The sequence below is a fragment of the Methylobacterium sp. Leaf112 genome (assembly GCF_001423295.1).
GTDB lineage: Bacteria > Pseudomonadota > Alphaproteobacteria > Rhizobiales > Beijerinckiaceae > Methylobacterium.
In genome coordinates this window covers 50,081-71,480 of sequence record NZ_LMNG01000030.1, presented here as the reverse complement: position 1 = coordinate 71,480, position 21,400 = coordinate 50,081, and the positions used below count along the sequence as shown (strand labels likewise).

At 67.3% G+C, this 21,400-nt stretch carries 19 protein-coding genes and 1 pseudogene; 7 read left to right on the top strand and 13 right to left on the bottom strand.

What is annotated here, in order from left to right; all coding sequences use genetic code 11:
- Positions 1–19: 19 nt before the first annotated feature.
- The 7 genes from ASF52_RS14195 to ASF52_RS14165 all read right to left on the bottom strand — a co-directional run bounded on the left by ASF52_RS14195 (position 20) and on the right by ASF52_RS14165 (position 7,193).
- The gene (locus tag ASF52_RS14195) at positions 20–547 is read right to left on the bottom strand and encodes a hypothetical protein (RefSeq protein ID WP_056173190.1); all 528 of its coding nucleotides are present in this window, start codon (positions 545–547) and stop codon (positions 20–22) included.
- Between the two features lie 8 nt (positions 548–555).
- Entirely contained in the window at positions 556–1,035 is a 480-nt protein-coding gene (locus tag ASF52_RS14190; protein ID WP_056173188.1) for a hypothetical protein, read from the bottom strand.
- A gap of 76 nt (positions 1,036–1,111) precedes the next feature.
- Entirely contained in the window at positions 1,112–2,422 is a 1,311-nt protein-coding gene (locus ASF52_RS14185) for a chromosome partitioning protein ParA (protein WP_156630157.1), read from the bottom strand.
- A 911-nt stretch (positions 2,423–3,333) separates the two neighbouring features.
- Complete coding sequence (locus ASF52_RS14180; protein ID WP_056173181.1) at positions 3,334–3,690, bottom strand: hypothetical protein; 357 nt, start codon at positions 3,688–3,690, stop codon at positions 3,334–3,336.
- 2 nt (positions 3,691–3,692) lie between these two features.
- Positions 3,693–4,811, bottom strand: coding sequence for an NADH:flavin oxidoreductase/NADH oxidase (locus ASF52_RS14175; protein ID WP_056173179.1), 1,119 nt, complete (start codon positions 4,809–4,811; stop codon positions 3,693–3,695).
- Positions 4,812–4,913: 102 nt separating this feature from the next.
- Complete coding sequence (locus tag ASF52_RS14170; RefSeq protein ID WP_056173178.1) at positions 4,914–6,863, bottom strand: propionyl-CoA synthetase; 1,950 nt, start codon at positions 6,861–6,863, stop codon at positions 4,914–4,916.
- Positions 6,864–7,010: 147 nt separating this feature from the next.
- Positions 7,011–7,193 carry a YdcH family protein gene (locus ASF52_RS14165; RefSeq protein WP_056173175.1) on the bottom strand — a complete coding sequence of 61 codons (183 nt, stop codon included), beginning with the start codon at positions 7,191–7,193 and terminating at the stop codon, positions 7,011–7,013.
- Positions 7,194–7,419: 226 nt separating this feature from the next.
- Here ASF52_RS14165 and ASF52_RS14160 point away from each other — a divergent pair, with 226 nt between their 5' ends.
- From ASF52_RS14160 to lexA, 3 genes and pseudogenes are all read left to right on the top strand, one after another.
- Positions 7,420–7,638 (top strand): YdcH family protein, encoded by a 219-nt coding sequence (locus ASF52_RS14160; protein WP_056173172.1) that lies wholly within the window; start codon positions 7,420–7,422, stop codon positions 7,636–7,638.
- A gap of 90 nt (positions 7,639–7,728) precedes the next feature.
- Positions 7,729–8,918, top strand: a pseudogene (locus ASF52_RS14150) (IS3 family transposase).
- Between the two features lie 266 nt (positions 8,919–9,184).
- Positions 9,185–9,934: a transcriptional repressor LexA gene (gene lexA / locus ASF52_RS14145; protein ID WP_056174092.1), complete on the top strand. Its 750-nt coding sequence runs from the start codon at positions 9,185–9,187 to the stop codon at positions 9,932–9,934.
- On the opposite strand, the gene ASF52_RS14140 is transcribed toward lexA, so the two are convergent.
- Positions 9,928–12,195: a ComEC/Rec2 family competence protein gene (locus ASF52_RS14140; RefSeq protein WP_056173169.1), complete on the bottom strand. Its 2,268-nt coding sequence runs from the start codon at positions 12,193–12,195 to the stop codon at positions 9,928–9,930. The two genes, lexA and ASF52_RS14140, sit on opposite strands and share 7 nt — an antisense overlap.
- A gap of 161 nt (positions 12,196–12,356) precedes the next feature.
- Here ASF52_RS14140 and gltX point away from each other — a divergent pair, with 161 nt between their 5' ends.
- From gltX to ASF52_RS14125, 3 genes are all read left to right on the top strand, one after another.
- Positions 12,357–13,781, top strand: coding sequence for a glutamate--tRNA ligase (gene gltX, locus ASF52_RS14135; protein ID WP_056173167.1), 1,425 nt, complete (start codon positions 12,357–12,359; stop codon positions 13,779–13,781).
- Positions 13,782–14,021: 240 nt separating this feature from the next.
- Entirely contained in the window at positions 14,022–15,311 is a 1,290-nt protein-coding gene (gene gltA / locus ASF52_RS14130; RefSeq protein ID WP_056173165.1) for a citrate synthase, read from the top strand.
- A 123-nt stretch (positions 15,312–15,434) separates the two neighbouring features.
- Positions 15,435–16,328, top strand: coding sequence for a dihydrodipicolinate synthase family protein (locus tag ASF52_RS14125; protein WP_056173162.1), 894 nt, complete (start codon positions 15,435–15,437; stop codon positions 16,326–16,328).
- On the opposite strand, the gene ASF52_RS14120 is transcribed toward ASF52_RS14125, so the two are convergent.
- From ASF52_RS14120 to fabZ, 5 genes are all read right to left on the bottom strand, one after another.
- Positions 16,325–16,825 carry a hypothetical protein gene (locus ASF52_RS14120; RefSeq protein ID WP_056173158.1) on the bottom strand — a complete coding sequence of 167 codons (501 nt, stop codon included), beginning with the start codon at positions 16,823–16,825 and terminating at the stop codon, positions 16,325–16,327. The two genes, ASF52_RS14125 and ASF52_RS14120, sit on opposite strands and share 4 nt — an antisense overlap.
- A gap of 63 nt (positions 16,826–16,888) precedes the next feature.
- Complete coding sequence (gene lpxB, locus ASF52_RS14115; RefSeq protein WP_056173156.1) at positions 16,889–18,061, bottom strand: lipid-A-disaccharide synthase; 1,173 nt, start codon at positions 18,059–18,061, stop codon at positions 16,889–16,891.
- Complete coding sequence (locus ASF52_RS14110; RefSeq protein ID WP_056173154.1) at positions 18,058–18,909, bottom strand: LpxI family protein; 852 nt, start codon at positions 18,907–18,909, stop codon at positions 18,058–18,060. Before ASF52_RS14110 ends, lpxB begins: the two co-directional genes overlap by 4 nt.
- Positions 18,906–19,718, bottom strand: coding sequence for an acyl-ACP--UDP-N-acetylglucosamine O-acyltransferase (lpxA, locus tag ASF52_RS14105; RefSeq protein WP_056173150.1), 813 nt, complete (start codon positions 19,716–19,718; stop codon positions 18,906–18,908). Before lpxA ends, ASF52_RS14110 begins: the two co-directional genes overlap by 4 nt.
- On the bottom strand, positions 19,715–20,170 hold the full coding sequence (fabZ, locus tag ASF52_RS14100; protein WP_443136684.1) for a 3-hydroxyacyl-ACP dehydratase FabZ: 456 nt from the start codon (positions 20,168–20,170) through the stop codon (positions 19,715–19,717). Before fabZ ends, lpxA begins: the two co-directional genes overlap by 4 nt.
- Before the next feature lie 309 nt (positions 20,171–20,479).
- Here fabZ and ASF52_RS14095 point away from each other — a divergent pair, with 309 nt between their 5' ends.
- Entirely contained in the window at positions 20,480–21,397 is a 918-nt protein-coding gene (locus ASF52_RS14095) for a Crp/Fnr family transcriptional regulator (protein ID WP_082478880.1), read from the top strand.
- Positions 21,398–21,400 lie beyond the last annotated feature (3 nt).

Sequence of the window (21,400 nt, the reverse complement as noted above, 5' to 3'; positions counted from 1 at the left end):
CGGCCGGGTCCAGTCGGCCTCAGGCTTCTCTCTCGGCCACGGCGAGCCGCACCTGGAGGAACGCGCTGATCTTCTTCAGGTAGGAGGCGAGCCCCTGCTCCCGAAGTTCGGCGTCGACGGCCCGGGCTTCGGCGTCGACGGCCCGGGTCTCGGCCTCCCGCGCCGCCACCTGGGCTTCCCGCCGCCCGAGTTCGGCTTCCCGCAGGCGCAGGTTCGCCCGCGCCAGGGCCTGCTCGGCGTCCCGCATCTGCCGCTCGACGGCCGCCTTGTCCTCGCGCACCTTGCGCAATTCGGTCTCGACCTGTGCCCGTTCGAGGTTCGTCAGCCGGATCAGATCGTGGGCCTGGGCCGTGATGTAGTCCGCCCGCTCACGCAGGGCCTGCATGGATTCGACGGCCTGCTCGACCAGGCGCAGGGTTCTGGCCCCGTCGCACTCGGCCTCTTGCGCGGGCTCGTAGAGGACCAGCGCATGGGACACACGTCGGCCGCCCACGGGGAACGGCTGGGAATGCGGTGCGGGTTCGATCAGCCGCGAGGAGGACGCCATGGCACGGGCTACGCGACGGACGAGCGTTGGACATCGGGCTGCGCGGATTCCGACGACGCCCGGGTGAATCCGCTGACCACCGCCTCGTGAAGCCGGTTCAGCCACTCCTCGGCCTCTTTCGCCCGACCTTCGGCGAGTTCGGCGCGCGCCTCCGTGGCGGCGATCTTCTGCTCGAGGAAGCGCTCGCGCTCGATGGCCTGCGTCACGGTGCGCTGCAGTTCGAGTTCCAGCTCCGTCGCACGCTCCTCGCTGATGCGGATCGCCGTGGTCGCCTCGTGGATGAGGTCGAGGGTCGACGACCAGTTGCGCTTGTCCGGCTTCGCCACCTCGTCCATCGGTACTGCCTCGTGGGTCGGATGCGACGGGATGAAGTTCTGCGGGACCACGTCCTGAACCAGGACGGGCATGCTCTCCGCCCGTCCCCGCATGAGCCAGGCGGCGGCAGCGGCGGACGAGGTCTCTCGGTCGCGCAGGGCGTTCTCGGTCATCGTCCGCTTTCCACCGAATGTCGTGTCGTTGTCCGCCGCACGGTGACGGCACCGATCGTTCCGATTCGCAGGGGGGTCAGGTCGACTTCTCGACCGGCATGAACGGCCGGACGTTGTTCGCTTCCTGCGGTGCCGCCGGCGCCGTCTCGGCCCGTGATCCCGTTTCGTCCGCCCCATACGAACGCGTCGCGCGCTTCAGCATGTCGTGCTGTTTCTGAAGGGAGACGCGGCTTTCGCGGGCGATGTCGAGGGCCCCCTGCGCCATCTTGCGCTCGGAGCGCTCGTGCTGGAGTTCCTCGACGAGGCGGTGATTGACGGTCTCGAAATCCGCACGCTCGGCCTCCTGGCGATGCACGTGCTGCTCGATGCGCTCCATGAGGCTCGCGACCCGACCGGTCGCCTGATCGAGGGCCGCGTCCTTCGCCGCGATGGCCTTGGCGAACATCTCGCACCGGTGATCGAGTTCGGAGCGCAGGCGCTGCATCTCCAGGAAGCGCTCGGTCTGTCGTGCGAGGTCGGCCTGCGTACTCTCCAGGCGGCGCTCCAGGGTCAGCCGCTCGATGGACGATTCCTTGAGACCCCGCTCCGCCACCCGGCCGGTCTCGTCACGGTCGCGCAATTGATTGCGGACCTGCTGAAGCATCTGGTCCGTGGTTCCGAGACGGCTCGTGGCGGCTTCGAGCCGCATCGCCAGGGTGGTGCGCTCGGTCCGGTGGGCGGCGATCTCGGTCTCGTACTGGACATCGGCCTTCTGCGCCGCCGCGACGGCATTCGACAGCTGCTGTTCGAGGTTTCGAAGCCCCGTCCGGGACAGTTCGAGCTGCGTTTCGGAGTCCTGGGCGCGAACCGCGAGCTCCTCGATGCGAACGACTTGGTTCTCGCTCAGGGCCTGCAGGCGCTGATTGTCCTGCTCCAGCAGGCTGCGCGTCTCGCGGATATCCTGGAGTTCGCTCTCGGAACGGGCCAGTGCCTGATCGAGAGCCTTGGCCTCGCTCCGCAGGGCCTTGCTTTCACCCTGGAGCGCCCGGGTCTGCTCGGTTTCGGCATAGAGCTGCCGCTCGAGATTTTCGGCGACGAGCGTCTTGTCGCGCAAGCCGACGCGCAATTCCTCGCCCGTCGTATCCCGGTCCCGCAGGCTGGCCTCAAGGTGCTGCAACTGGATGGTGGCCGCGGAGAAGTTGTTGGTGACATCGACGAGCCGTTCCGCCCTGTCGGCCAACTCGCGCCGCATCCCGGAGGTGTTCGCCTGTTCGAGGGCGAGAAGCGCTTCGATCTCGGAGATTCGAATCTTCGCCTTGGGCAGTTCATCCGTGATCTCGATGATCGGCTCGAGGATCGAAGCGAAATCGTCCTTCAGGGACCGGAGATCTTCGAGGCGGTCCGACATCTCGGAAATCCGGAACCGAATGATTTCCGATTTCTGTCCGACGGAGTCGATGGAAAAATCTTTATTGTTCTTCATCAGAAAAGGGATGGGCTGAGCCGATCGCTGCGAAGTCTCGTGCGAGGCGTCCTCGACATCCTCTATCTCGGAATTGCTGGCGCTACGAAAATCGATGCTTCTGCCATCGTTCTTCAAAGCTTTGGATTTTCCAAAGAGCGACCAGTTCATTTTCGATGGCCCGTCGTCATGTCTGTGTGCAGATGCATACAACTCGAAGGTGCCGTCAACGTGATATCGGCGTTCGAATTAACGAAATTTTTAGGTGTGTCCTCAGAGCCGACAGCTCACTTCGCGTGTGTCCCTCATCACGGAACATCACGAAAAATTGTTGGTGATACTTCCGACCGGCGATGAACTGTTTCGACTCAGCGCGCCACGGATTTGTCGAGGTGAAAGCTCGGCGTCGGGTGCGTGGCCGGAGCGGGGCGCCCACGACGAAGGCATAGTGCCACCCTCACATGGCTGGCTGCAGGGCGCGGGAGGACTGGTCTGCCACACGCGAACGCCTTTCGTTCCGAACGTATGACGAACGCTTCCCAGGAATTCGGTTTGGTCGCGGCAACGGACGCCCGTTGCCTGCGCGTTTCAAAATCGCTTGCCGTCGTTCCAATCCTCGATCCTGACGGCGGACCACCTGAATTCGGTCGGTCGCTTGCGGACTGCGCCGCCGAGGACGTACCAGAGGAGACGCGGGCCTCGCCTCGAACGCCCCGCCTGTGCGTCGGCGCGCGGTTTTCTGCCTACAACAAGGACGGTCTCCTTACGCGACCGACGAGCGCGGCCCGGTCCCTGACCGGTGCCATCGCGTTTCTCCTGCGCGGCCGTCTTGCAAAACCGATCCGCCGAAACCCGGCTCACGCCCGCTTGGCGCGCTTGCCGAACGCCACCGCCAACCGCGTCCGCGCCCGTTCGGGAATCTCGGTCTGCGACTCGATTCGCACCATCGGCATCTCCGCACCGATGAGGCTTTTCGGGTCGAAGGTGAACTGCAGGGAGCGCAGGCCGATCTCCAAGGCTTCGACGCCGTCCGCCTGGGTCAGGTCCTCGCCGAAGATCTCGATGAGGGGACCGTCGGGGTCGCCCTTCTCGATCTGGATGATGAAGTAGCCCGCCGGCTCCTCCTCGTCGTCGGCGCCGGAGATGAGGCAGATGCCGTTCTCCTCGTCGTAGCGGACGCGCTGGACCGAGAAGGTGGTGATGTCGTCGTCCATGCTCAGCGTTGTCCGTGACGGGTCTCGTGGAACAGGTCTTTGTACTGGCGCGGCTGGGAGCGCCAATATTGCTTGGGCGCCCGCACCTTCGCGCCGAGTTCGGCCGCCGCGTGCCAGGGCCAGCGCGGGTTGTAGAGCAACGCGCGGGCGAGCGAGACGGCGTCGGCCTGGCCCGCGGCGAGGATCGATTCGGCGTGGGCCGCTTCGGTGATCAGGCCGACCGCGATGGTGGTCAGCCCGGTCTCGGCCTTGATCCGCTCGGCGAACGGCACCTGATAGCCGGCCGACAGGGGGATCTTCTGCTCCGTCGAGAGGCCGCCCGTGGAGACGTGGATGGCGGCCGCACCCCGGCGCTTGAGGGCGTGGGTGAGTTCCACGGTCTCCTCCACGGTCCAGCCGCCCTCGACCCAGTCGGTGGCCGAGACGCGCATCCACACGGGTTTGCCCGCCGGCACGGCGTCGCGCACGGCCTCGAAGCATTCCAGTGGAAACCGCATCCGGTTGGCCAGATCGCCGCCGTACTGGTCGGTCCGCCGGTTCGATAGGGGCGAGAGGAACTGGTGCAGCAGGTAGCCGTGCGCCCCGTGCAGCTCGAACCCGTCGATCCCGAGCCTGAGCGCGCGCCGCGCGGTGGCGACGAAGCCGTCGCGGATGCGCTTCAGCCCCTCCGCATCGAGGGCGTGTGGCGGCACCTCGTCGGCGCCGTGGGCCACCGCCGAGGGTGCTTCCGTACGCCAGCCGTCGGGGGCGTCCGGTGCGATCTGGGCGCCGCCGTCCCAGGGGGCGTGGCTCGAGGCCTTGCGGCCGGCGTGGTTGATCTGGATCGCCAGGGGGATCGGCGCGGAGGCCCGGATGGAATCGAGGACGCGTCCCAGCGCCAGTTCCGTCGCATCGGAGTAGAGGCCGAGGTCGGTCGGCGAGATCCTCGCCTCGGGGGAGATTGCCGTCGCCTCCAGGGTCAGGAGCCCGGCGCCGGACTGCGCCATCTGCCCCAGATGCATGAGGTGCCAGTCGCCCGCCTGACCGGCATGGGCCGAGTACTGGCACATGGGCGCCACGATGATGCGGTTCTCGATTTCTAGGTCATCGAGGCGCAGGGGCTCGAACAGGCGGACGGTCATGCGTGGCTCTCCCGGGCGGTCCCGTGCTTTTGGCCGAACCCCGCGGCGCCCGCTAGGGTTCCGCGCCCGGGAGGGGCCCGTATCCCCCGGGGCATCTGCCCGTCAGGGTGTCTGCCCGTCCGACACCAAGCCACGCTCCCGAAGGCTCGCGTCGATCTCGTCGAGGGTGCCGGCGTCGTCGATGGTCGGCGGCAGGGTCCAGGGTTCGCCGTCGGCGATGCGCTTCATGGTGCCGCGCAGGATTTTTCCGGAGCGCGTCTTGGGGAGGCGCGCGACCGTCAACGCCAGCTTGAAGGCGGCGACGGGGCCTATGCGCTCGCGCACCAGGGCGACGAGCTCCGTCTCGATGACACCGGGGTCGCGGTCGACGCCGGATTTCAGCACCACGAAGCCGCAGGGCTGCTCGCCCTTCAGGGCGTCGCGGATGCCGATGACGGCGCATTCGGCCACATCGGGGTGCGCGGCCAGCACCGCCTCCATCCCGCCCGTGGACAGGCGGTGGCCGGCGACGTTGATGATGTCGTCCGTGCGCCCCAGCACCGTGACGTAGCCGTCGGCATCGACCACGCCCGCGTCCGAGGTGTCGTACCAGCCCGGATAGGTGGTGAGGTAGCTCGTGCGGAAGCGGTCCTCCGCTCCCCACAGGGTCGGCAGGCAGCCGGGCGGCAGGGGGAGTTTCAGCGCGATGGTGCCCATGGTGCCCTCCGGCACCGGACGTCCCGCCTCGTCAAGCACGGCGAGGTCGTAGCCCGGCATCGGCACGCAGGCGCTGCCGTGCTTGACCGGCAGCAGGCCGACACCCAGCGGATTGCCCGCGATGGCCCAGCCCGTCTCCGTCTGCCACCAATGGTCGATGACGGGGCGATCGAGCGCCCGCTCGGCCCAGGCGACGGAATCCGGGTCGGCCCGCTCGCCGGCGAGGAACAGGCTGCGGAAGCGGGAGAGGTCGTGGTCCCGCACGCGCTCGGCCCGCGGATCGTCCTTCTTGATCGCCCGGAGGGCCGTGGGCGCCGTGAACAGGCAGGCGGCGCCGTATTCCGACACCACCCGCCACAGGGCGCCGGCATCGGGGGTGCTGACGGGCTTGCCCTCGTACAGGATCGTGGTGCAGCCGTGCAGCAGCGGGCCGTAGACGATGTAGGAATGCCCCACCACCCAGCCGATGTCGGAGGCGCAGAAATAGGTCTCGCCGGGCGCCACGTCGTAGAGGTTGGGCATGGTCCAGGCCAGCGCCGTGCAGTAGCCGCCGGTGTCCCGGACCACGCCCTTCGGCTTGCCCGTCGTGCCCGAGGTGTAGAGGATGTAGAGCGGGTCCGTGGCCGCCACCGGCGTGCAGGCCGCCCGGAGACCCGCCGCCCTGGCGGTCGCGACGGCCTCGGCCCAGTCCCGGTCGCGCCCCGGCACCAGGGTCGCCTCCGCTTGCGGGCGCTGCAGGATCAGGCAGGCATGCGGCGTGTGCGACGACGCCGCGATGGCGGCATCGAGCAGCGGCTTGTAGGCGACGACGCGGTTCGGCTCGATCCCACACGAGGCCGCGAGCACCACCTTGGGCGTGGCGTCGGTGATGCGGATGGCGAGTTCGTTGGCGGCGAATCCCCCGAACACCACGGAATGGACGGCCCCGAGGCGGGCGCAGGCGAGCATACCGAACAGCGCTTCGGGCACCATCGGCATGTAGATCACCACACGGTCGCCGGGGCCCACCCCGCACGCGGCCAGGAGCCCGGCGAGGGTCGCCACCTCGTCGAGCAGGTCCGCGTACGTAATGGTGCGGCGGGTGCCGGTGACGGGCGAATCGTACCGGATCGCCGCCTGCGTGCCGCGACCGGCGGCGACGTGGCGGTCCACGGCGTTGTGGCAGGCGTTGAGGCGTCCGTCGGGGAACCAGCGGCCGCAGGCCCCGGCCGATGCGTCGAAGGCACGGGTCGGCGGGCTCGCCCAGTCGAGGGCCTGCGCCGCAGCGAGCCAGAACGCCTCGGGGTCGGCGAGGGAGGCGGCGTGGACCTCGGAATAGGCGGCGTTGCCGGGCCGGGCGTTGGCGGGGGCGTCCATCGAATCCTCCGGTCGTCGGACCGGTCGTGGTCGCCGGCTTGAGCCGGACCTTATGCGGGACGGCGGGCTTCCCGCAAACGAGAACCGCCGCCCTGGAGACCAGGGGCGGCGGCGAACGCTCAGAGAAAAATTTGGGCCTGTACAGGCTCAGTGCAGCGAATCGGTGTCGCTTCGAAGCCGGTTCATCTCGTCCTTGAGAAGGAGTTTCTTTCTCTTGAGTTCTGCGATGCGCAGGTCGTTCGCCGAGGGCCTGTGCTTGGCGTCGTGGATCTCCCGCTCGAGGGCTTCGTGCTTCCGGGCGAGCTGGGTCAGGTGCGTCTGCAGTGACATGAGTGTCTTCTCCTGTCTCGTTTCGACGAATCGGAGACTGACATATGTGAAGCCGGCTGTCGAAGGCTATTGGCGGCCAGGCTTGCGGGTTTTTCCGGACCGGCCTCGGGCATGGTTAACCGGCTCCTGTGAGACCTTGCCTGTGCAGGTCGCGCCGGGGGTTCTTGCCGTCGGCGGAGCGGTGCCGCATGGTCGGCGCACGGGAATCCCGGGGCTACAGGGTGCGATGGCGAGTGCGTTGAACGACGACGAACCGACGGCGTTCGCCGACGAGCTGGAGCGGCTCAAGCAGGAGCACCGCGACCTGGACGGCGCCATCGACGCCCTCGAACTGAGCGTCGCCGGCGACCAGCTCCAGATCCAGCGCCTCAAGAAGCGCAAGCTCTCCTTGCGCGACCGGATCTCCTACATCGAAGACCAGATCACGCCGGACATCATCGCCTGACCCAGGCCAGCCAGTTTCGCCGAACTGGCCTGCCCCCTGAAAAGTGGTCCTCCCTGAGGTATGGCTCTGAGCCAAGAGGAGGATGTCATCATGGGACGGAAGAAGCATACGGCTGAAGATATTGTCGCCAAGCTGCGCCAAGTGGATGTTCTGGTCTCGCAAGGTCGCAAGGTCGCCGAAGCAATCCGGTCCATCGAGGTCACCGAGGTCACGTATTACCGGTGGCGGTCCGAGTAAGGTGGCCTGAAGGGCGGTCAGGTGAAGCGGCTGAAGTCCTTGGAGACCGAGAACCAGCGCCTCCGCCGGGCGATCTCCGATCCGACCCTGGAGAAGCTCATCCTGAAGGAGGCAGCCTCGGGACCCAAAGGGCAGCGCCAGCAAAACTTCTGAGCCCGGCTCGCCGCCGGGCTTGTGTCGACTCCGTCGTTGCCGAGCATGGCGTGTCGCAACGCTTTGCCTGCCGTGTTCTGGGTCAGCATCGTTCGACCCAGCGCAAGTGTGCTGTGATGCTCGAGGACGAGGCCGCTCTGACCGCCGCCATAATCGCTTTGGCTCTGCAGTTCGGGCGCTACGGCTACCGTCGGATCACGGCCTTGCTCCGGCGTGACGGCTGGACGGTGAACGTGAAGCGAGTCGAACGGATCTGGCGGCGCGAAGGGCTCAAGGTTCCCGCTCGCCAGCCGAAACGGGCACGCCTCTGGCTCAACGACGGCTCCTGCCTTCGCTTACGGCCCGAGTGCCCCGACCACGTCTGGTCCTACGACTTCGTCGAGCACCGCACGCACAACGGGCGCAAGTACAGGATGCTGAACGTCATCGATGAGTTCACCCGCGAGTGCCTAGCGATCCGGGTTGCTCGCAAGCTGAAGGCGTATGACGTAATCGACGTGCTCTCGGATCTGTTCAGTTTGCGCGGGGTGCCCGGTCATATCCGCTCCGACAACGGGCCGAAGTTCATCGCCAAGGCCGTTCAGGACTGGATCGCGGCGGTTGGGTCGCGGACCGCCTACATCGAGCCGGGCAGTCCGTGGGAGAACGGGTACTGCGAAAGCTTCAACGCGAAGCTGCGCGATGAACTCCTCAACGGCGAGGTGTTCTACACACTGAAGAAGGCCAGTGTCGTCATCGAGCAGTAGCGGAAAGACTACAATACTATCCGACCGCACTCGTCGCTGGGCTACCAGCCACCTGCACCAGAGGTCGTCATCTGGCCAACGGAACCGAGCGGATCAGTGCCGTCCGCTCGCCCTGCCATCGTCACCCGACCGACGATGCACTAACTTCGAACTTGGGCCACCGCACGGGGGCAGGCCAAAGCAGGGACCAGCGGGGGGGCACCCCAACCCTGATAAATAATTGATGATAAACAATATTATCGATTCGTTGCCAATTGGCGATGACAGACCCATCGCCAATTTCGCCTGGCCTCTCCATCATGTATCTTTCCTCAGAACCCTTGCAGAACACTTCCGGAACGCATAACCTGTTCGTGATTTGTTTCTGTGGCTTAGTGCCGCTTTGTACTGTTCGAGGACGGGTGCCGTTCATGTTGACTCGTAAGCAGCTGGATCTGCTCCAGTTCATTCAACAGAAGATGAACGAGGGGGGCGTACCGCCGTCGTTCGATGAGATGAAGGATGCCCTCGACCTGAAGTCGAAGTCGGGCATCCATCGGCTGATCACAGCGCTGGAAGAGCGTGGTTTCCTCAGGCGCCTCCCCAATCGCGCCCGCGCCATCGAAGTGATCAGGATGCCCGAGAGTCTCGGCGGGCAGTCGGGCGCGGGCGCTGCGGCACCGACGGAGTCGCGTCGTTTCACGCCGAGCGTCGTCGAGGGGGGCAAGGGCAAGGGCACCGTCGAGCGCATGCCGGTTGCACGCCTGCCGACGACGCGAGCGACGGATGGCGACGGTCGTGCCATCACCATTCCGGTCATGGGCCGGATCGCGGCCGGTACGCCGATCTCGGCGATCCAGGAGCAGAGTCACTCGGTCACCCTGTCCCCGGACTTTCTCTCGGGTGGCGAGCATTACGCCCTGGAGGTGCGCGGCGATTCCATGGTCGATGCCGGGATCCTCGACGGTGATCTGGTGGTGATCCGCAAGCAGGACACCGCCAACACCGGCGACATCATCGTCGCTCTCATCGACGACGAGGAAGCGACCCTCAAGCGCCTGCGCCGGCGTGGATCGTCCATCGCTCTAGAAGCGGCGAACCCCGCCTACGAGACACGGGTGCTCGGGCCCGATCGGGTTCAGATCCAGGGACGCCTCGTCAGTCTGGTCCGTCGCTATTGAAGAGTATCGCCCGAGCCTTCGGAGGGAGGTTCGGGTTCGTCTGTATCTGGCGCTATCGGCGCGGTCGGGACAGCCGGCGTCGGGGTCCGCGTCGGTACCGTTTCCCGCACCGGGCGCCAGGGTACACTCTCGCCGGCGCGTCGTGCCGTGGTGATGATCGGATCGGCCTTTGGCGGGAAGCGGATCGTCGCGGCACCGTGGGCAGCCAGGAATGGACGGTCGAGCACGAGTTTGGCGGCGCAGGCCGGCGGTGCATCGCGACGGGTGATCAGAACGTCGGCACGGATGCAATCCTCGTGGAGAGCGCGTTTGTCGGTGACGAGTGCAAGCACTCTTCCGTCCGGCAAATGCGCCGTGCAGCCGAGCCGATCGCACCGAGCGGTCGAGAGGGCGGTGACGGTGCCGGCCCGGCGTCCATCGCCATCGGCCTTCAGCCATTGCTCCAGGACGAAGGCTGGCGGTTTCCCCAGGGTTGCGAGGCGTCCGTCCTGGGCGCGAATGGCGATTCCAGCTCCCTCGCGGTCGATATAGAGATCCGGCCGCGTCGCGCTCGCGGCCAGGGCGACGCCGACGGCCATCGGCAGGAGGCCGAGCCAGCGCAGCCGCGACACCGGTAGGGTGAGCGTGACGAGGCCAAGGGTCATCGCCGCGAGGGCGCCGGGTCCGAAGGCCGGGATCACGTAGGTGGCGCGATCGAACCCGGCGATCCAGGTGGAGATCGTCAGCATTCCCCGCACGGCGAGACCCATGAGCCACCAGACCGGCTGATCGAGGGCGAAGGGGTAGGCCAAGATGCCGAGGACCGCCGCCGGCATCACGGCGAGCGAGACCAGGGGGAGGGTCAAGGCATTTCCGACGAGGCCGAAGGGCTGGACCGTCTGGAAGTGGTAGGTCGCGAACGGTGCCGTCGCGAACTGTGCGACCAGGGTCGTCGCAAGTGTGCCCATGATCGCCGTGGCGATCCAGATCGCAACGCGTCCGAGGGGACCGGCGCTTTGCCCGCGCAAGCTCACGGCGCCGATGAGCGGAGCGCAGGCGATGAGGCCCGCCACCGCCCCGAAAGACATTTGAAAACTCGGGCCGAGGAGCCCATCCGGCTCACGCGCCAGGGCGATAAGGGCCGCCAGCGCCAGATTGCGCATGCTCAGGGCCGGTCGGTCCACCAGGATCGCACCGAGCATCACCAGGGTCATGATCAGCGCCCGTTCGGCGGCGATATCCCAGCCGGAGAACAAGCAATAGGCCGTCACACCCGCCATGGCGCAGGCGGCGGCGATCTTCTTGATCGGCCAGCGCAGGGCCAGCGCCGGCGCCAGCGCGAGAAGCGCGCGCACGAGCCAAAACACCACCCCGGCCGCCAGCACCATGTGAAGACCTGAGATGGACACGACGTGATAAATTCCCGCCGCGCGCAGGACATCATTGGTCTCCGCGTTGATGAGGCCGCGTTTGCCCGTCACCAGGGCGGCCGCGACGGCGCCGGCCTGCCCGCCATTGGCGTCGGTGATGCGGCGCGTCAGGGCGTTGCGGGCGTCGTCGACCGCAGCGGCGAGCTGCAAGGACCGTGGCAAATCCTCCGGGGGCGGCCGCACTTGGATCGTGCCGACGAGGGAGCCTACCGCCCCGATCCCGCGAAAATAGGCATCGCGGGCAAAATCGTAGCCGCCCGGCCGCGCCGCCTCGGGAGGCGGAAGCAGGCGCGCCGTCGCGGCGATGCGATCGCCGGGTTTCAGCGGCGGTGCCTTCTTGAACGACACCCGCACCCGACGGGGCCGCTGCTCTGCCGCGAGGGTGCCGAAGCTCTCGACCCGAACGATGAGGCGTGCGCCCTCCTCTCGCTCGTCGAGGGCTTCGATGAGCCCGACGAGGGGCGCGATGGTGGTTCTGGCCAGCACCGGGCTCGCCACCTGCGCGAGGCGGAACGTGGCGGCCGCAAAACCAAGGAATGCGGCGACGAGCCCGATGAGACCCGCCAGGATCACGGGTCTGGCCGCAAAGATCGGCGTCAGAGCGATGAGGATCGCCGCAACGGCGAGCGGTGCCGCCAGGGATGGCGGCCCGGAGGTCGCAGTGAAGCAAAGCAGCACCCCGAGGCCGAACGCCACCGCGAGCCAGGGAAAGAGTCGGCGCTGTTCGACCTCCCGGCAGAATCCAGCGGCGACACCCTCCTGAAGCGTGCCGAGCCACAGGGACGGCGCGGGAACGCGGGCGGCGGCGCGCACCCACATCCGTCCGGCGGTCCATGCGCCCCCCTGCCCCATCCCACGACACCTCCGGGCGTGACCCGCGTGCGACCCTTCACCATTCTGAGGGGTGGGGGTGACGATTTCTTAACGCCTGCCTTCGCGCATGCTACATGCCCATCCCCGGGCCGGTCGATCCGCCGTCCGCCTGCTTCCCTACAGAGTCTAAGCCAAGATCGATGTCGTCCACCGTCGTCACGCGCTTCGCGCCCTCCCCAACGGGCTATCTTCACATCGGCGGCGCGCGCACCGCCCTGTTCAACTGGCTCTATGCCCGTCGCTTCGGCGGCCGGATGCTGCTGCGCATCGAGGATACGGATCGCGAACGCTCGACCCAGGGGGCGATCGACGCGATCCTCGACGGGATGCGCTGGCTCGGCCTCGATTGGGACGGCGATGTCATCTACCAGTACGCCCGGGCCGACCGGCACCGGGAGGCGGCGGAGACTTTGCTCGCGTCGGGGCACGCCTATCGCTGCTACGCGACGCCGGACGAACTCACGGCCATGCGCGAGGCGGCGCGGGCCGAGGGCCGGCCCCTTCGCTACGATGGCCGCTGGCGCGACCGCGACCCGTCCGAGGCGCCCGCCGGGGCGAAGCCGGTGATCCGCCTGCGTGCGCCGCTCGAAGGCGAGACCGTGGTCGAGGACGGCGTGCAGGGACGCGTCGTCTGGCAGAACCGAGACCTCGACGACCTCGTGCTCCTGCGCTCCGACGGCAACCCGACCTACATGCTCGCCGTGGTGGTGGACGACCACGACATGGGCGTCACCCAGGTTATCCGCGGCGACGACCATCTGACCAATGCGGCGCGCCAGCGCCAGATTTCGGATGCCCTCGGCTGGGACGCACCGGCCATGGCGCACATCCCGCTCATCCATGGGGCCGACGGGGCCAAGCTGTCGAAGCGCCACGGGGCGCTGGGCGTCGACGCCTATCGCGATCTCGGCTACCTGCCGGCGGCTTTGCGCAACTACCTCGTGCGCCTCGGCTGGAGCCACGGCGACCAGGAAGTGTTCTCCACCGACGAGATGATCGCGGCCTTCGATCTCAAGTCCATCGGGCGCTCGCCCGCGCGTTTCGATTTCGCCAAGCTGGAGAATCTCAACGGGCTCTACATCCGAGGCGCCGACGACGCGGATCTCGTCGCAGCCCTCGACGGCGTGCTGCCGGCCCTGGGCCCGTCGCGCGGCATCGCCTCGCCCATGGCACCCGAACTCCGCGAGAAGCTGATTGCGGCGATGCCCGGCCTGAAGGAGCGGGCGAAGACCCTCGTCGACCTCCTCGACAGCGCCTACTACCTCACGGCGGCCCGGCCCCTGGCCCTCGACGACAAGGCCGCCTCCCTCCTCGGCCCGGAGGCGCGGACCCGCCTCTCCGCGATCCTGCCCGCCCTGGAAGCGCTTCCGGAATGGAGCGCTGCCGCAACGGAAGGCACCGTGCGCGCTTTCGCCGAATCGGCGGCCGTGAAGCTCGGGCAGATCGCGCAGCCCCTGCGGGCGGCGCTGACCGGGCGGGCGACCTCGCCGCCGGTCTTCGACGTCATGGCCGTGCTCGGGCGCGAAGAGTGCCTCAGTCGCTTGCGCGATCAGGCCACCGCCTGACGCGGCGGGTTTCGCTGGCGTCGATGCGGAACGCCAGGGCCGAATGACAAACCGGCCTGGATTTCGCTTCGTGGCGTTCGTGACGCGGACGCTCGGTTGAAGGCGGTCGACCGATCCGCTAACCCGATGCTCGTGTGAGCAAGTGCAGCATGCGTTGCCCTTGCGCCCCGGAACCGGGTTGGTGAACCATCGCCACACGGGCCGGCGCCGCCCCGCTGCCACGAAAGGGTCCACGTCTCCATGAGCGCCACCAGCACCATCACCGTGGGCGACGCGCAGGTCGAGTTGCCGATCAAGACCGGTACCATCGGCCCCGACGTCATCGATATCGGCCAGCTCTACGCCAAGACCGGCAAATTCACGTTCGACCCGGGTTTCACCTCGACCGCGTCGTGTGAATCCAAGATCACCTACATCGACGGCGATGCCGGCGTGCTGCTCTATCGCGGCTACCCCATCGACCAGATCGCCGAGAACGGCGATTTCCTCGAGACCTGTTATCTCATGCTGTTCGGCGAGTTGCCGACGCCGGCCCAGAAGGCCGACTTCGATTACCGGGTCACGCGCCACACCATGGTGCATGACCAGATGAACCGATTTTTCCAGGGGTTCCGCCGCGACGCGCACCCGATGGCGATCATGGTCGCCTGCGTCGGCGCCCTGTCGGCGTTCTATCACGACTCGACGGACATCTCGGACGACAAGCAGCGCATGATCGCGAGCTTGCGCATGATCGCCAAGATGCCGACACTCGCTGCGATGGCCTACAAGTATTCCATCGGCCAGCCGTTCGTCTATCCCAAGAACGACCTCGACTATACGTCGAACTTTCTGCGGATGTGTTTTGCGGTGCCGTGCGAGGAATTCAAGGTCAATCCGATCTTCGCCCGGGCGCTCGACCGGATCTTCATCCTCCACGCCGATCACGAGCAGAACGCTTCGACCTCCACCGTGCGTCTCGCCGGCTCGTCGGGCGCCAACCCGTTCGCCTGCGTCGCCGCAGGCATCGCCTGCCTGTGGGGACCGGCCCATGGCGGCGCCAACGAGGCGGCCCTGAAGATGCTCGAGGAGATCGGGCACCCTGAGAACGTGGCCAAGTACGTCGCCAAGGCCAAGGACAAGAACGACCCGTTCCGGCTCATGGGCTTCGGTCACCGGGTGTACAAGAACTACGATCCGCGTGCGCGAATCATGCAGAAGACCACCCACGAGGTGCTCGGCCAACTCGGGATCAAGGACGATCCGCTGCTGGAGGTCGCCGTCCAGCTCGAGAAGATCGCTCTCGAAGACGACTACTTCATCGAGAAGAAGCTCTACCCGAACATCGATTTCTACTCGGGCATCACCCTCAAGGCGATGGGCTTCCCGACTTCGATGTTCACCGTGCTGTTTGCGCTCGCCCGCACCACGGGCTGGATCGCCCAGTGGGCCGAGATGATCGAGGACCCGTCTCAGAAGATCGGCCGGCCGCGTCAGCTCTATATCGGCCCGGACAAGCGCGAATACGTGCCCATCGATCAGCGCGCCTGAATGCGGGGCGGCTGATCCGGTAGAGGGCGAGCCAGGGACAGTGCAGCCGGGTAGGGTTTATCCCGCCCGGCCGTACCCGCTACGTGGGCGGAGGCATGCGGCCTTCGCCGCCCGGAGGCACCCATGATCCTTCCGAATGGGCTGTCGGCCTTTCCGATCACACCGGCGCATCCGAGCGGATGTGTCGATGTCGGGGCGTTGCGTCGGCTGGTTACGCCCTTGCGCGATGCCGGGGTCGATTCCATTGGCCTTCTCGGCAGCACCGGCTCGTACCCGTATCTTAGCCGGCAGGAGCGGCGTCGCGCCGTTGAAGCGGCCCTGGATGCAGTCGGCACCGATGTTCCGATCCTCGTCGGCGTCGGCGCCCTGCGGACGGACGAGGCCGTGGCGCTGGCCCAGGATGCCCGAGCCATGGGGGCCGCGGCCGGGCTGCTGGCCGCCATTTCCTATACGCCCCTGACCGAAGACGAGGTGTTCGCGCATTTCGTGACCGTCGCCCGAGAGAGCGGCCTGCCGCTCTGCATCTACGACAATCCCGGCACCACCCATTTCGCCTTCACGGCCGCGCTCGTCGGACGCCTCAGCCGTGAACCCGGCGTGATCGCCGTCAAAAGTCCGGCCTGCGCACCGCCGGAGATCGCCGCACATCTGCAAGGCTTGCGCGAGGCCGTCCCGGCCGGTTTCTCCCTCGGCTACAGCGGCGACTGGAACACCGTCGAGGCTCTGCTGGCTGGGGCCGACACCTGGTACAGCGTCATGGGCGGATTGTTTCCGCAGACCGCCATGGCGATCGTGAGGGCCATCCGGACGGGAGACCATACAGCGGCACGGGAGTTGGACGTACGATTGCAGCCGCTCTGGAGCCTGTTCAAGGAGTTCTCGAGCCTGCGCGTGATCTATGCCTATGCCGATGCCCTCGGGGTCTGCCACACCGACCCGCCACGCCCGATCCTACCCCTTCCGGATCGCGTACGGGACCGCGTCGTGCAGACCTTACGTGGTTTGGATCTTCGCTAAGGTCCTCGCCCCAGATCCGATCGCGCCGACAAGCGGATGAGACGCGGGCGCCAGATACCAAGAACCACGTTGGCCGTCGCGACCGCGAGGAGAACCCAGAGGGTGTTCGCCTCGGCGCCGAGGGATTGGCCCAGCATGGCGAGATCGGCCTTGCCGATCAGGGCGCCGGCGCTGAGGTCCGCCTCCTGCTGCATCGGTCCCTGAACGTAGACGAGGCCACCTTCGAACATCAGCACACCTGTGGCGAGCTTCACCCAGGCCCAACCCGCATTGTGGAAGGCGCGTTGTGCGAGGGCGAGCAGTCCGGCCAGCAGCGTCAGAGCGAGAGAAGGGAGGAAGATCCAGGACGCCACGGCGCCCATGGCTCCGCGCATCAGCGCATAGCCGGCGAGGGACGAGGACGGGGGCGTGAAGCTCAGCATCACGACGAGGCAGGCCATCGCCCCCATGACGCCGATGGCCCCCATGGTGTGGAGGAATTTGAGCGTGCGTCGCACCGTACCGAGCCCGCCGTACGATTGGGTCCGTGCAAACCTATCGTACGCCGTACACCCCGTCGATCAGGTCACCCGCGTCGCGCCCAGCACGATTCGGGCCGCACGCCGGCTCGGTTCCTCGCCACCGGGCAGCCGCATCAGGCCGTCGATCCGCGACAGGGCCTCGATCTGCGCGACGCGTGCCGGCCCGCCGGCCAGAAGAGGCGCCAAGGCCTCGACGAGGCGCTGAGCCGTGCAATCGGCCTGGATGAACTCCGGCATGGCGTTCTGCGCCAGAATCAGGTTCGGCAGCACGATGGTGGGCACCTGGATCAGGCGCCGGGCCACGGCCTCCTCGATACGCGAGACCTTGTAGGCGACCACCATCGGCACGCCGGCCAAGGCAAGTTCGAGAGTCACGGTGCCGGAGGCCGCGAGCGCCGCGCGGGCACGCCTGAAGGCCTCATGCTTGGCGGCCTCGCCGTACACGAGGCGCACCGGGGCGTCCCACGCTCGCGCCAGGCGTTCGATGAGGGCGCGGTGGCGGGTGACGGCAGGCAGCACCGCCTCGATCTCACCGAAGCGCTTCCTGAGCTGCCCCAGGGTCGCGCCGAACACAGGCATCAGCCGCTCGATCTCCGAGCGGCGTGACCCCGGCAGGATCACCAGGGTCGGCGGCGTCGCCGCACGCGCCTGCGCCTCCCGGGCGTCGGGCCGTAGCTCCTCCAGACGCTCGATCAGGGGGTGACCGACATACGTACAGGCCGGACCACCGAGGCGGCGATGGGCTTCCGGCTCGAACGGCAGCAGGGCAAGGACGTGATCGATGAACGGCCGCATCTTCGCCGCGCGCCAGGGCCGCCACGCCCATACGCTGGGCGACACGTAATCGACGATGGGCAGGTCCGGCATCCGCTTGCGCACGCGTGACGCGACCGCATGGGTGAAGCCCGGACTGTCGATGATGACGAGGATATCGGGGCGGGCGTCCATTACGTCGCGCACGGTCTGGCGGATGCGGCGCAGCAGGGTTCGCAGCCGTGCGGCCACGGGCAGGTAGCCCATCACCGCCACGTCATCGATGGGAAACAGCGAAGTGAAGCCTTGCTCCGTCATCGCCTCGCCGCCGACGCCGCCGAACCGGATCGGTCGGTCCGACAGGTCGCGCAAGCCGCGCATGAGCTTGGCGCCGAGCTGGTCGCCCGAATCCTCGCCCGCGACGAGCCAAATCTTCCTTGGCGCGGTCTTGTCGCTCATGCGTCGATCCCCAGACCGACGAGGAACAGGCCTGCACGATCGGCGGCTGCGATGGTCGCGGGCCGGTCGATGATGAGGGTGAACCCGGCCTGGATCGCGAGGCCGGCGCAGCCCGCCGCCGCCGCCGCCGCGATGGTACGCGGGCCGATGGCCGGTAGATCGACGCGCAGGTCCTGCCCGACCTTTGCCACCTTGACGAGAACGGTGCCGGGCTGGCTCGCTCCCAGACCGAACGGCTTGCGGCCGAGCGCTCGGGCGCGGGCGAGCATCCGATCGGTGCCCTCGGGACCCTCGACGGCGACCGCGCGCTGGGCCACCACCACGGCGGCCTGCCCGACGTCGTAGGGCGCCAAGGCGCCCAGGAGGGCGCGCCCCGTGTCGATGGATTCACGGGCGGCGGCATCGGGCACGTGCCGTCCCATGACGCCCTCGGGGCTCAGGAGATCGGGGGCCACCTCATGGACGCCGACGACGCCGTGGCCGTTCTCTTCGAGCAGCGCCAGGGCCCCGCGCAAGAGCCGGTCGTCGCCGCCACCGGCGATGGCCTTGAGGGCGTCCCGATTGCGCAAGGCCGCGGCGGCGTTGAGGATGGCGGCCGGGTTCGGCCGCGAGACGCCGCCGGCCGGCACCACGCTCACCGGCCCCCAGGACTTGAGGATGGCCAGCACCCCGGCGATGTCGAGGAGATCGACGGTGGCCTCCGCCCGAGCCCGCATGCCACGCTCTGCGAAGCCCCGGATCGCGAGAATGCGGAACGGACGCCCGGCCCGGTCCAGGGATTCGGCCACGAGCTCGGGCAGACGTCCTGCTCCGGCGACAAGGACGAGGGGAGCCGGCAGGGCTCTCAAGGCGCGCCCGGCGTCTCGCGCGGGGTGCAGATCGAACGCTTGCCGCCGGCTCGGATGAACGCGACGATCTCGGCGACGCCCCGATGGGTATCGAACTCCGCCGCCACGTCCTCCACTCGCTCCATCAGCGTTCCCTCGGGGGCGAACAAGAGGCGATAGGCGCGGCGCAACGCATGGATATCCTCGCGGGCGAAGCCCCGGCGCTGCAGCCCGATGATGTTGAGACCCGACAGATAGGCTCGGTTGCCCAGTGCCATGCCGAAGGGAATGCAGTCGTTCTCGAGGGCCGACATACCGCCGACGAAGGCGTGCGCCCCGACGCGGGCGAACTGGATCACCGCCGCGCCGCCGCCAAGGATGGCGAAATCGCCCACCGTGCAATGGCCGGCGAGCATGACGTTGTTTGAGAACACGACCCCGTTGCCGACCCGGCAATCGTGCCCGACATGGGAGTTGGCCAGGAAGGTACAGGTGTCACCGACCGTGGTTTCCAGGCCGCCGCCGGCGGTGCCGGGGTTCATGGTGACGCCTTCGCGGATAAGGCAATCGGCGCCGATGGTGAGCGTCGACGCCTCCCCGCGGAATTTCAGGTCCTGTGGTGGATGGCCGATGGAGGCGAAGGGATAGAGGCGGGTGCGCGATCCGATGGTGGTGGAGCCGGCCACGACCACGTGGCTGACGAGCTCGCAGCCATCGCCGAGCCTGACCTCCGGGCCGACATGGCAGAACGGTCCGATGCGGACATCGGCCCCGAGGATCGCGCCGTCCTCGATCACGGCACTCGGGTGGATGCCCACCACAGCGGTCATTCCGTCACCAGCATGGCGCCGATCTCGGCCTGCGCCACCAGGGTGTCACCGACACGGGCTTCACCCCGGAACCACCACATGGTGCGGCGCTGATTCAGCTTGGTCATGTGGTAGCGCACGGTGTCTCCGGGCACGACGGGCTTGCGGAACTTGCACTTGTCGATGGTCATGAAGAACACCTGCTTGGCGCGCAGATCGTCGGTCATGATGTGCTGGCAGCAGATGGCGCCGGCAGTCTGAGCCATTCCCTCGATGAGGAGCACGCCGGGGAATACCGGCAGACCGGGGAAGTGCCCGGTGAATTGCGGCTCGTTGATCGTGACGTTCTTGATGCCGACACAGGAGCGGTCACCGTCGATCTCGACGATCCGGTCGATCATGAGGAAGGGATAGCGGTGCGGCAGGAGTTCCAGAACCTTCTGGATATCGGCCGAGCCGAGCTCGCGCGGCATCTCGTTCATCGATCGGATCATCTCCCTGACACGCGGCGGCGCTTCCGGCGCTTCGCCCCGCTCGTTCTCGTATCCGCCATTCGAAAAAAGGCGAAGTCTTTGTGGTTGAGGTGAAGTCTTTCGGCAGAAACTTCGCCGGATGCAACCCCCGGGCGGGGGAAGTCACGCGTCCCTGTCGGACAACCGGTCGCGCGTGTTCCGCCGTGAACCCAGCTCACGCACGTTGACCAGCCAAAGCTTCAGTGCGAAATCGTACCATAGGATGGCGGAAGGCATCTCTGGATCGTGCGCCATCAAGATATGGGTCTCATGTCCGTCAACCACCCGTCCGCTGTTCCGGTTCGGCGTTCACGTGATCGCACCGGCCGCCCCGTCGCTTCGCAACAGCCGGAAGCCACCTGGGGTCATCAAACGACCGACGTGAGTTTCGGCTCGGCACTGCAGGCGACCGGCTTCTCGACAGCCCAAACCGGTGAGAACGGCGGATCGCTTCGCGTCGGCACCCGCCAAGGCGTGAACCGTTTCAGGCGCAAACTCGAGAGTCACGTCGCACTCGGGAGCCAGGATGGGGATGCCGTCGAGCGGCTGACCGCTTCGTCGGAAACTTTCTCCGCACGGTCCGACCTGACCGCCCGGCACGAAACGAAGGGCGGACGCCTGATTCTGATGGAAGGGTTCGCCTGCCGCTACAGTCTGCTGACGGGGGGGCGCCGCCAGATCACGGCCTATCTCGTCCCCGGGGACAGCTACGATCTCGATGCGGCAGCGTCGAACCGGATGGACCACGGTGTGACGACGTTGACCTCGGCTCGCATCGTGCGCGCCGAGTCGTCGACGATCGAGGCGGTGGTGCAGGATCACCCAAGCATCGCAGGGGCCTTGCGCGCTGCCGAGAAGGTGGAGGAGGCGACCCTGCGCGAGTGGCTCGTCAACATCGGAGCCCGCCCGGCTCTCGAGCGGATCGCGCACCTGTTCTGCGAACTCGAGCTTCGCCTTCGGGCCGTGGGATTGGTGGAGAACGATCGGTGCGACATGCCGATCACGCAATACGATCTCGCCGATACCGCAGGCCTGTCGAGCGTCCATGTCAACCGCACGCTGCAGGAGTTGCGCCGTCAGGGCCTGATCACCCTGACGGGGCGCGCGCTGACGATCCACGACCGGCCTTCGCTCCGAGCGTTGGCGGGCTTTGAGGCCGGCTATCTCCGCCTGCGGGAAATGGCATGAGCG

What these genes read in the sequence shown, in the direction of transcription:
- ASF52_RS14195 (WP_056173190.1), bottom strand. Translation starts at nt 547, where the DNA reads ATGGCGTCCTCCTCGCGGCTGATCGAACCCGCACCGCATTCCCAGCCG.
- ASF52_RS14190 (WP_056173188.1), bottom strand. Translation starts at nt 1,035, where the DNA reads ATGACCGAGAACGCCCTGCGCGACCGAGAGACCTCGTCCGCCGCTGCC.
- ASF52_RS14185 (WP_156630157.1), bottom strand. Translation starts at nt 2,422, where the DNA reads ATGTCGGACCGCCTCGAAGATCTCCGGTCCCTGAAGGACGATTTCGCT.
- ASF52_RS14180 (WP_056173181.1), bottom strand. Translation starts at nt 3,690, where the DNA reads ATGGACGACGACATCACCACCTTCTCGGTCCAGCGCGTCCGCTACGAC.
- ASF52_RS14175 (WP_056173179.1), bottom strand. Translation starts at nt 4,811, where the DNA reads ATGACCGTCCGCCTGTTCGAGCCCCTGCGCCTCGATGACCTAGAAATC.
- ASF52_RS14170 (WP_056173178.1), bottom strand. Translation starts at nt 6,863, where the DNA reads ATGGACGCCCCCGCCAACGCCCGGCCCGGCAACGCCGCCTATTCCGAG.
- ASF52_RS14165 (WP_056173175.1), bottom strand. Translation starts at nt 7,193, where the DNA reads ATGTCACTGCAGACGCACCTGACCCAGCTCGCCCGGAAGCACGAAGCC.
- ASF52_RS14160 (WP_056173172.1), top strand. Translation starts at nt 7,420, where the DNA reads ATGGCGAGTGCGTTGAACGACGACGAACCGACGGCGTTCGCCGACGAG.
- lexA (WP_056174092.1), top strand. Translation starts at nt 9,185, where the DNA reads ATGTTGACTCGTAAGCAGCTGGATCTGCTCCAGTTCATTCAACAGAAG.
- ASF52_RS14140 (WP_056173169.1), bottom strand. Translation starts at nt 12,195, where the DNA reads ATGGGGCAGGGGGGCGCATGGACCGCCGGACGGATGTGGGTGCGCGCC.
- gltX (WP_056173167.1), top strand. Translation starts at nt 12,357, where the DNA reads ATGTCGTCCACCGTCGTCACGCGCTTCGCGCCCTCCCCAACGGGCTAT.
- gltA (WP_056173165.1), top strand. Translation starts at nt 14,022, where the DNA reads ATGAGCGCCACCAGCACCATCACCGTGGGCGACGCGCAGGTCGAGTTG.
- ASF52_RS14125 (WP_056173162.1), top strand. Translation starts at nt 15,435, where the DNA reads ATGATCCTTCCGAATGGGCTGTCGGCCTTTCCGATCACACCGGCGCAT.
- lpxB (WP_056173156.1), bottom strand. Translation starts at nt 18,061, where the DNA reads ATGAGCGACAAGACCGCGCCAAGGAAGATTTGGCTCGTCGCGGGCGAG.
- lpxA (WP_056173150.1), bottom strand. Translation starts at nt 19,718, where the DNA reads ATGACCGCTGTGGTGGGCATCCACCCGAGTGCCGTGATCGAGGACGGC.
- fabZ (WP_443136684.1), bottom strand. Translation starts at nt 20,170, where the DNA reads ATGCCGCGCGAGCTCGGCTCGGCCGATATCCAGAAGGTTCTGGAACTC.
- ASF52_RS14095 (WP_082478880.1), top strand. Translation starts at nt 20,480, where the DNA reads ATGTCCGTCAACCACCCGTCCGCTGTTCCGGTTCGGCGTTCACGTGAT.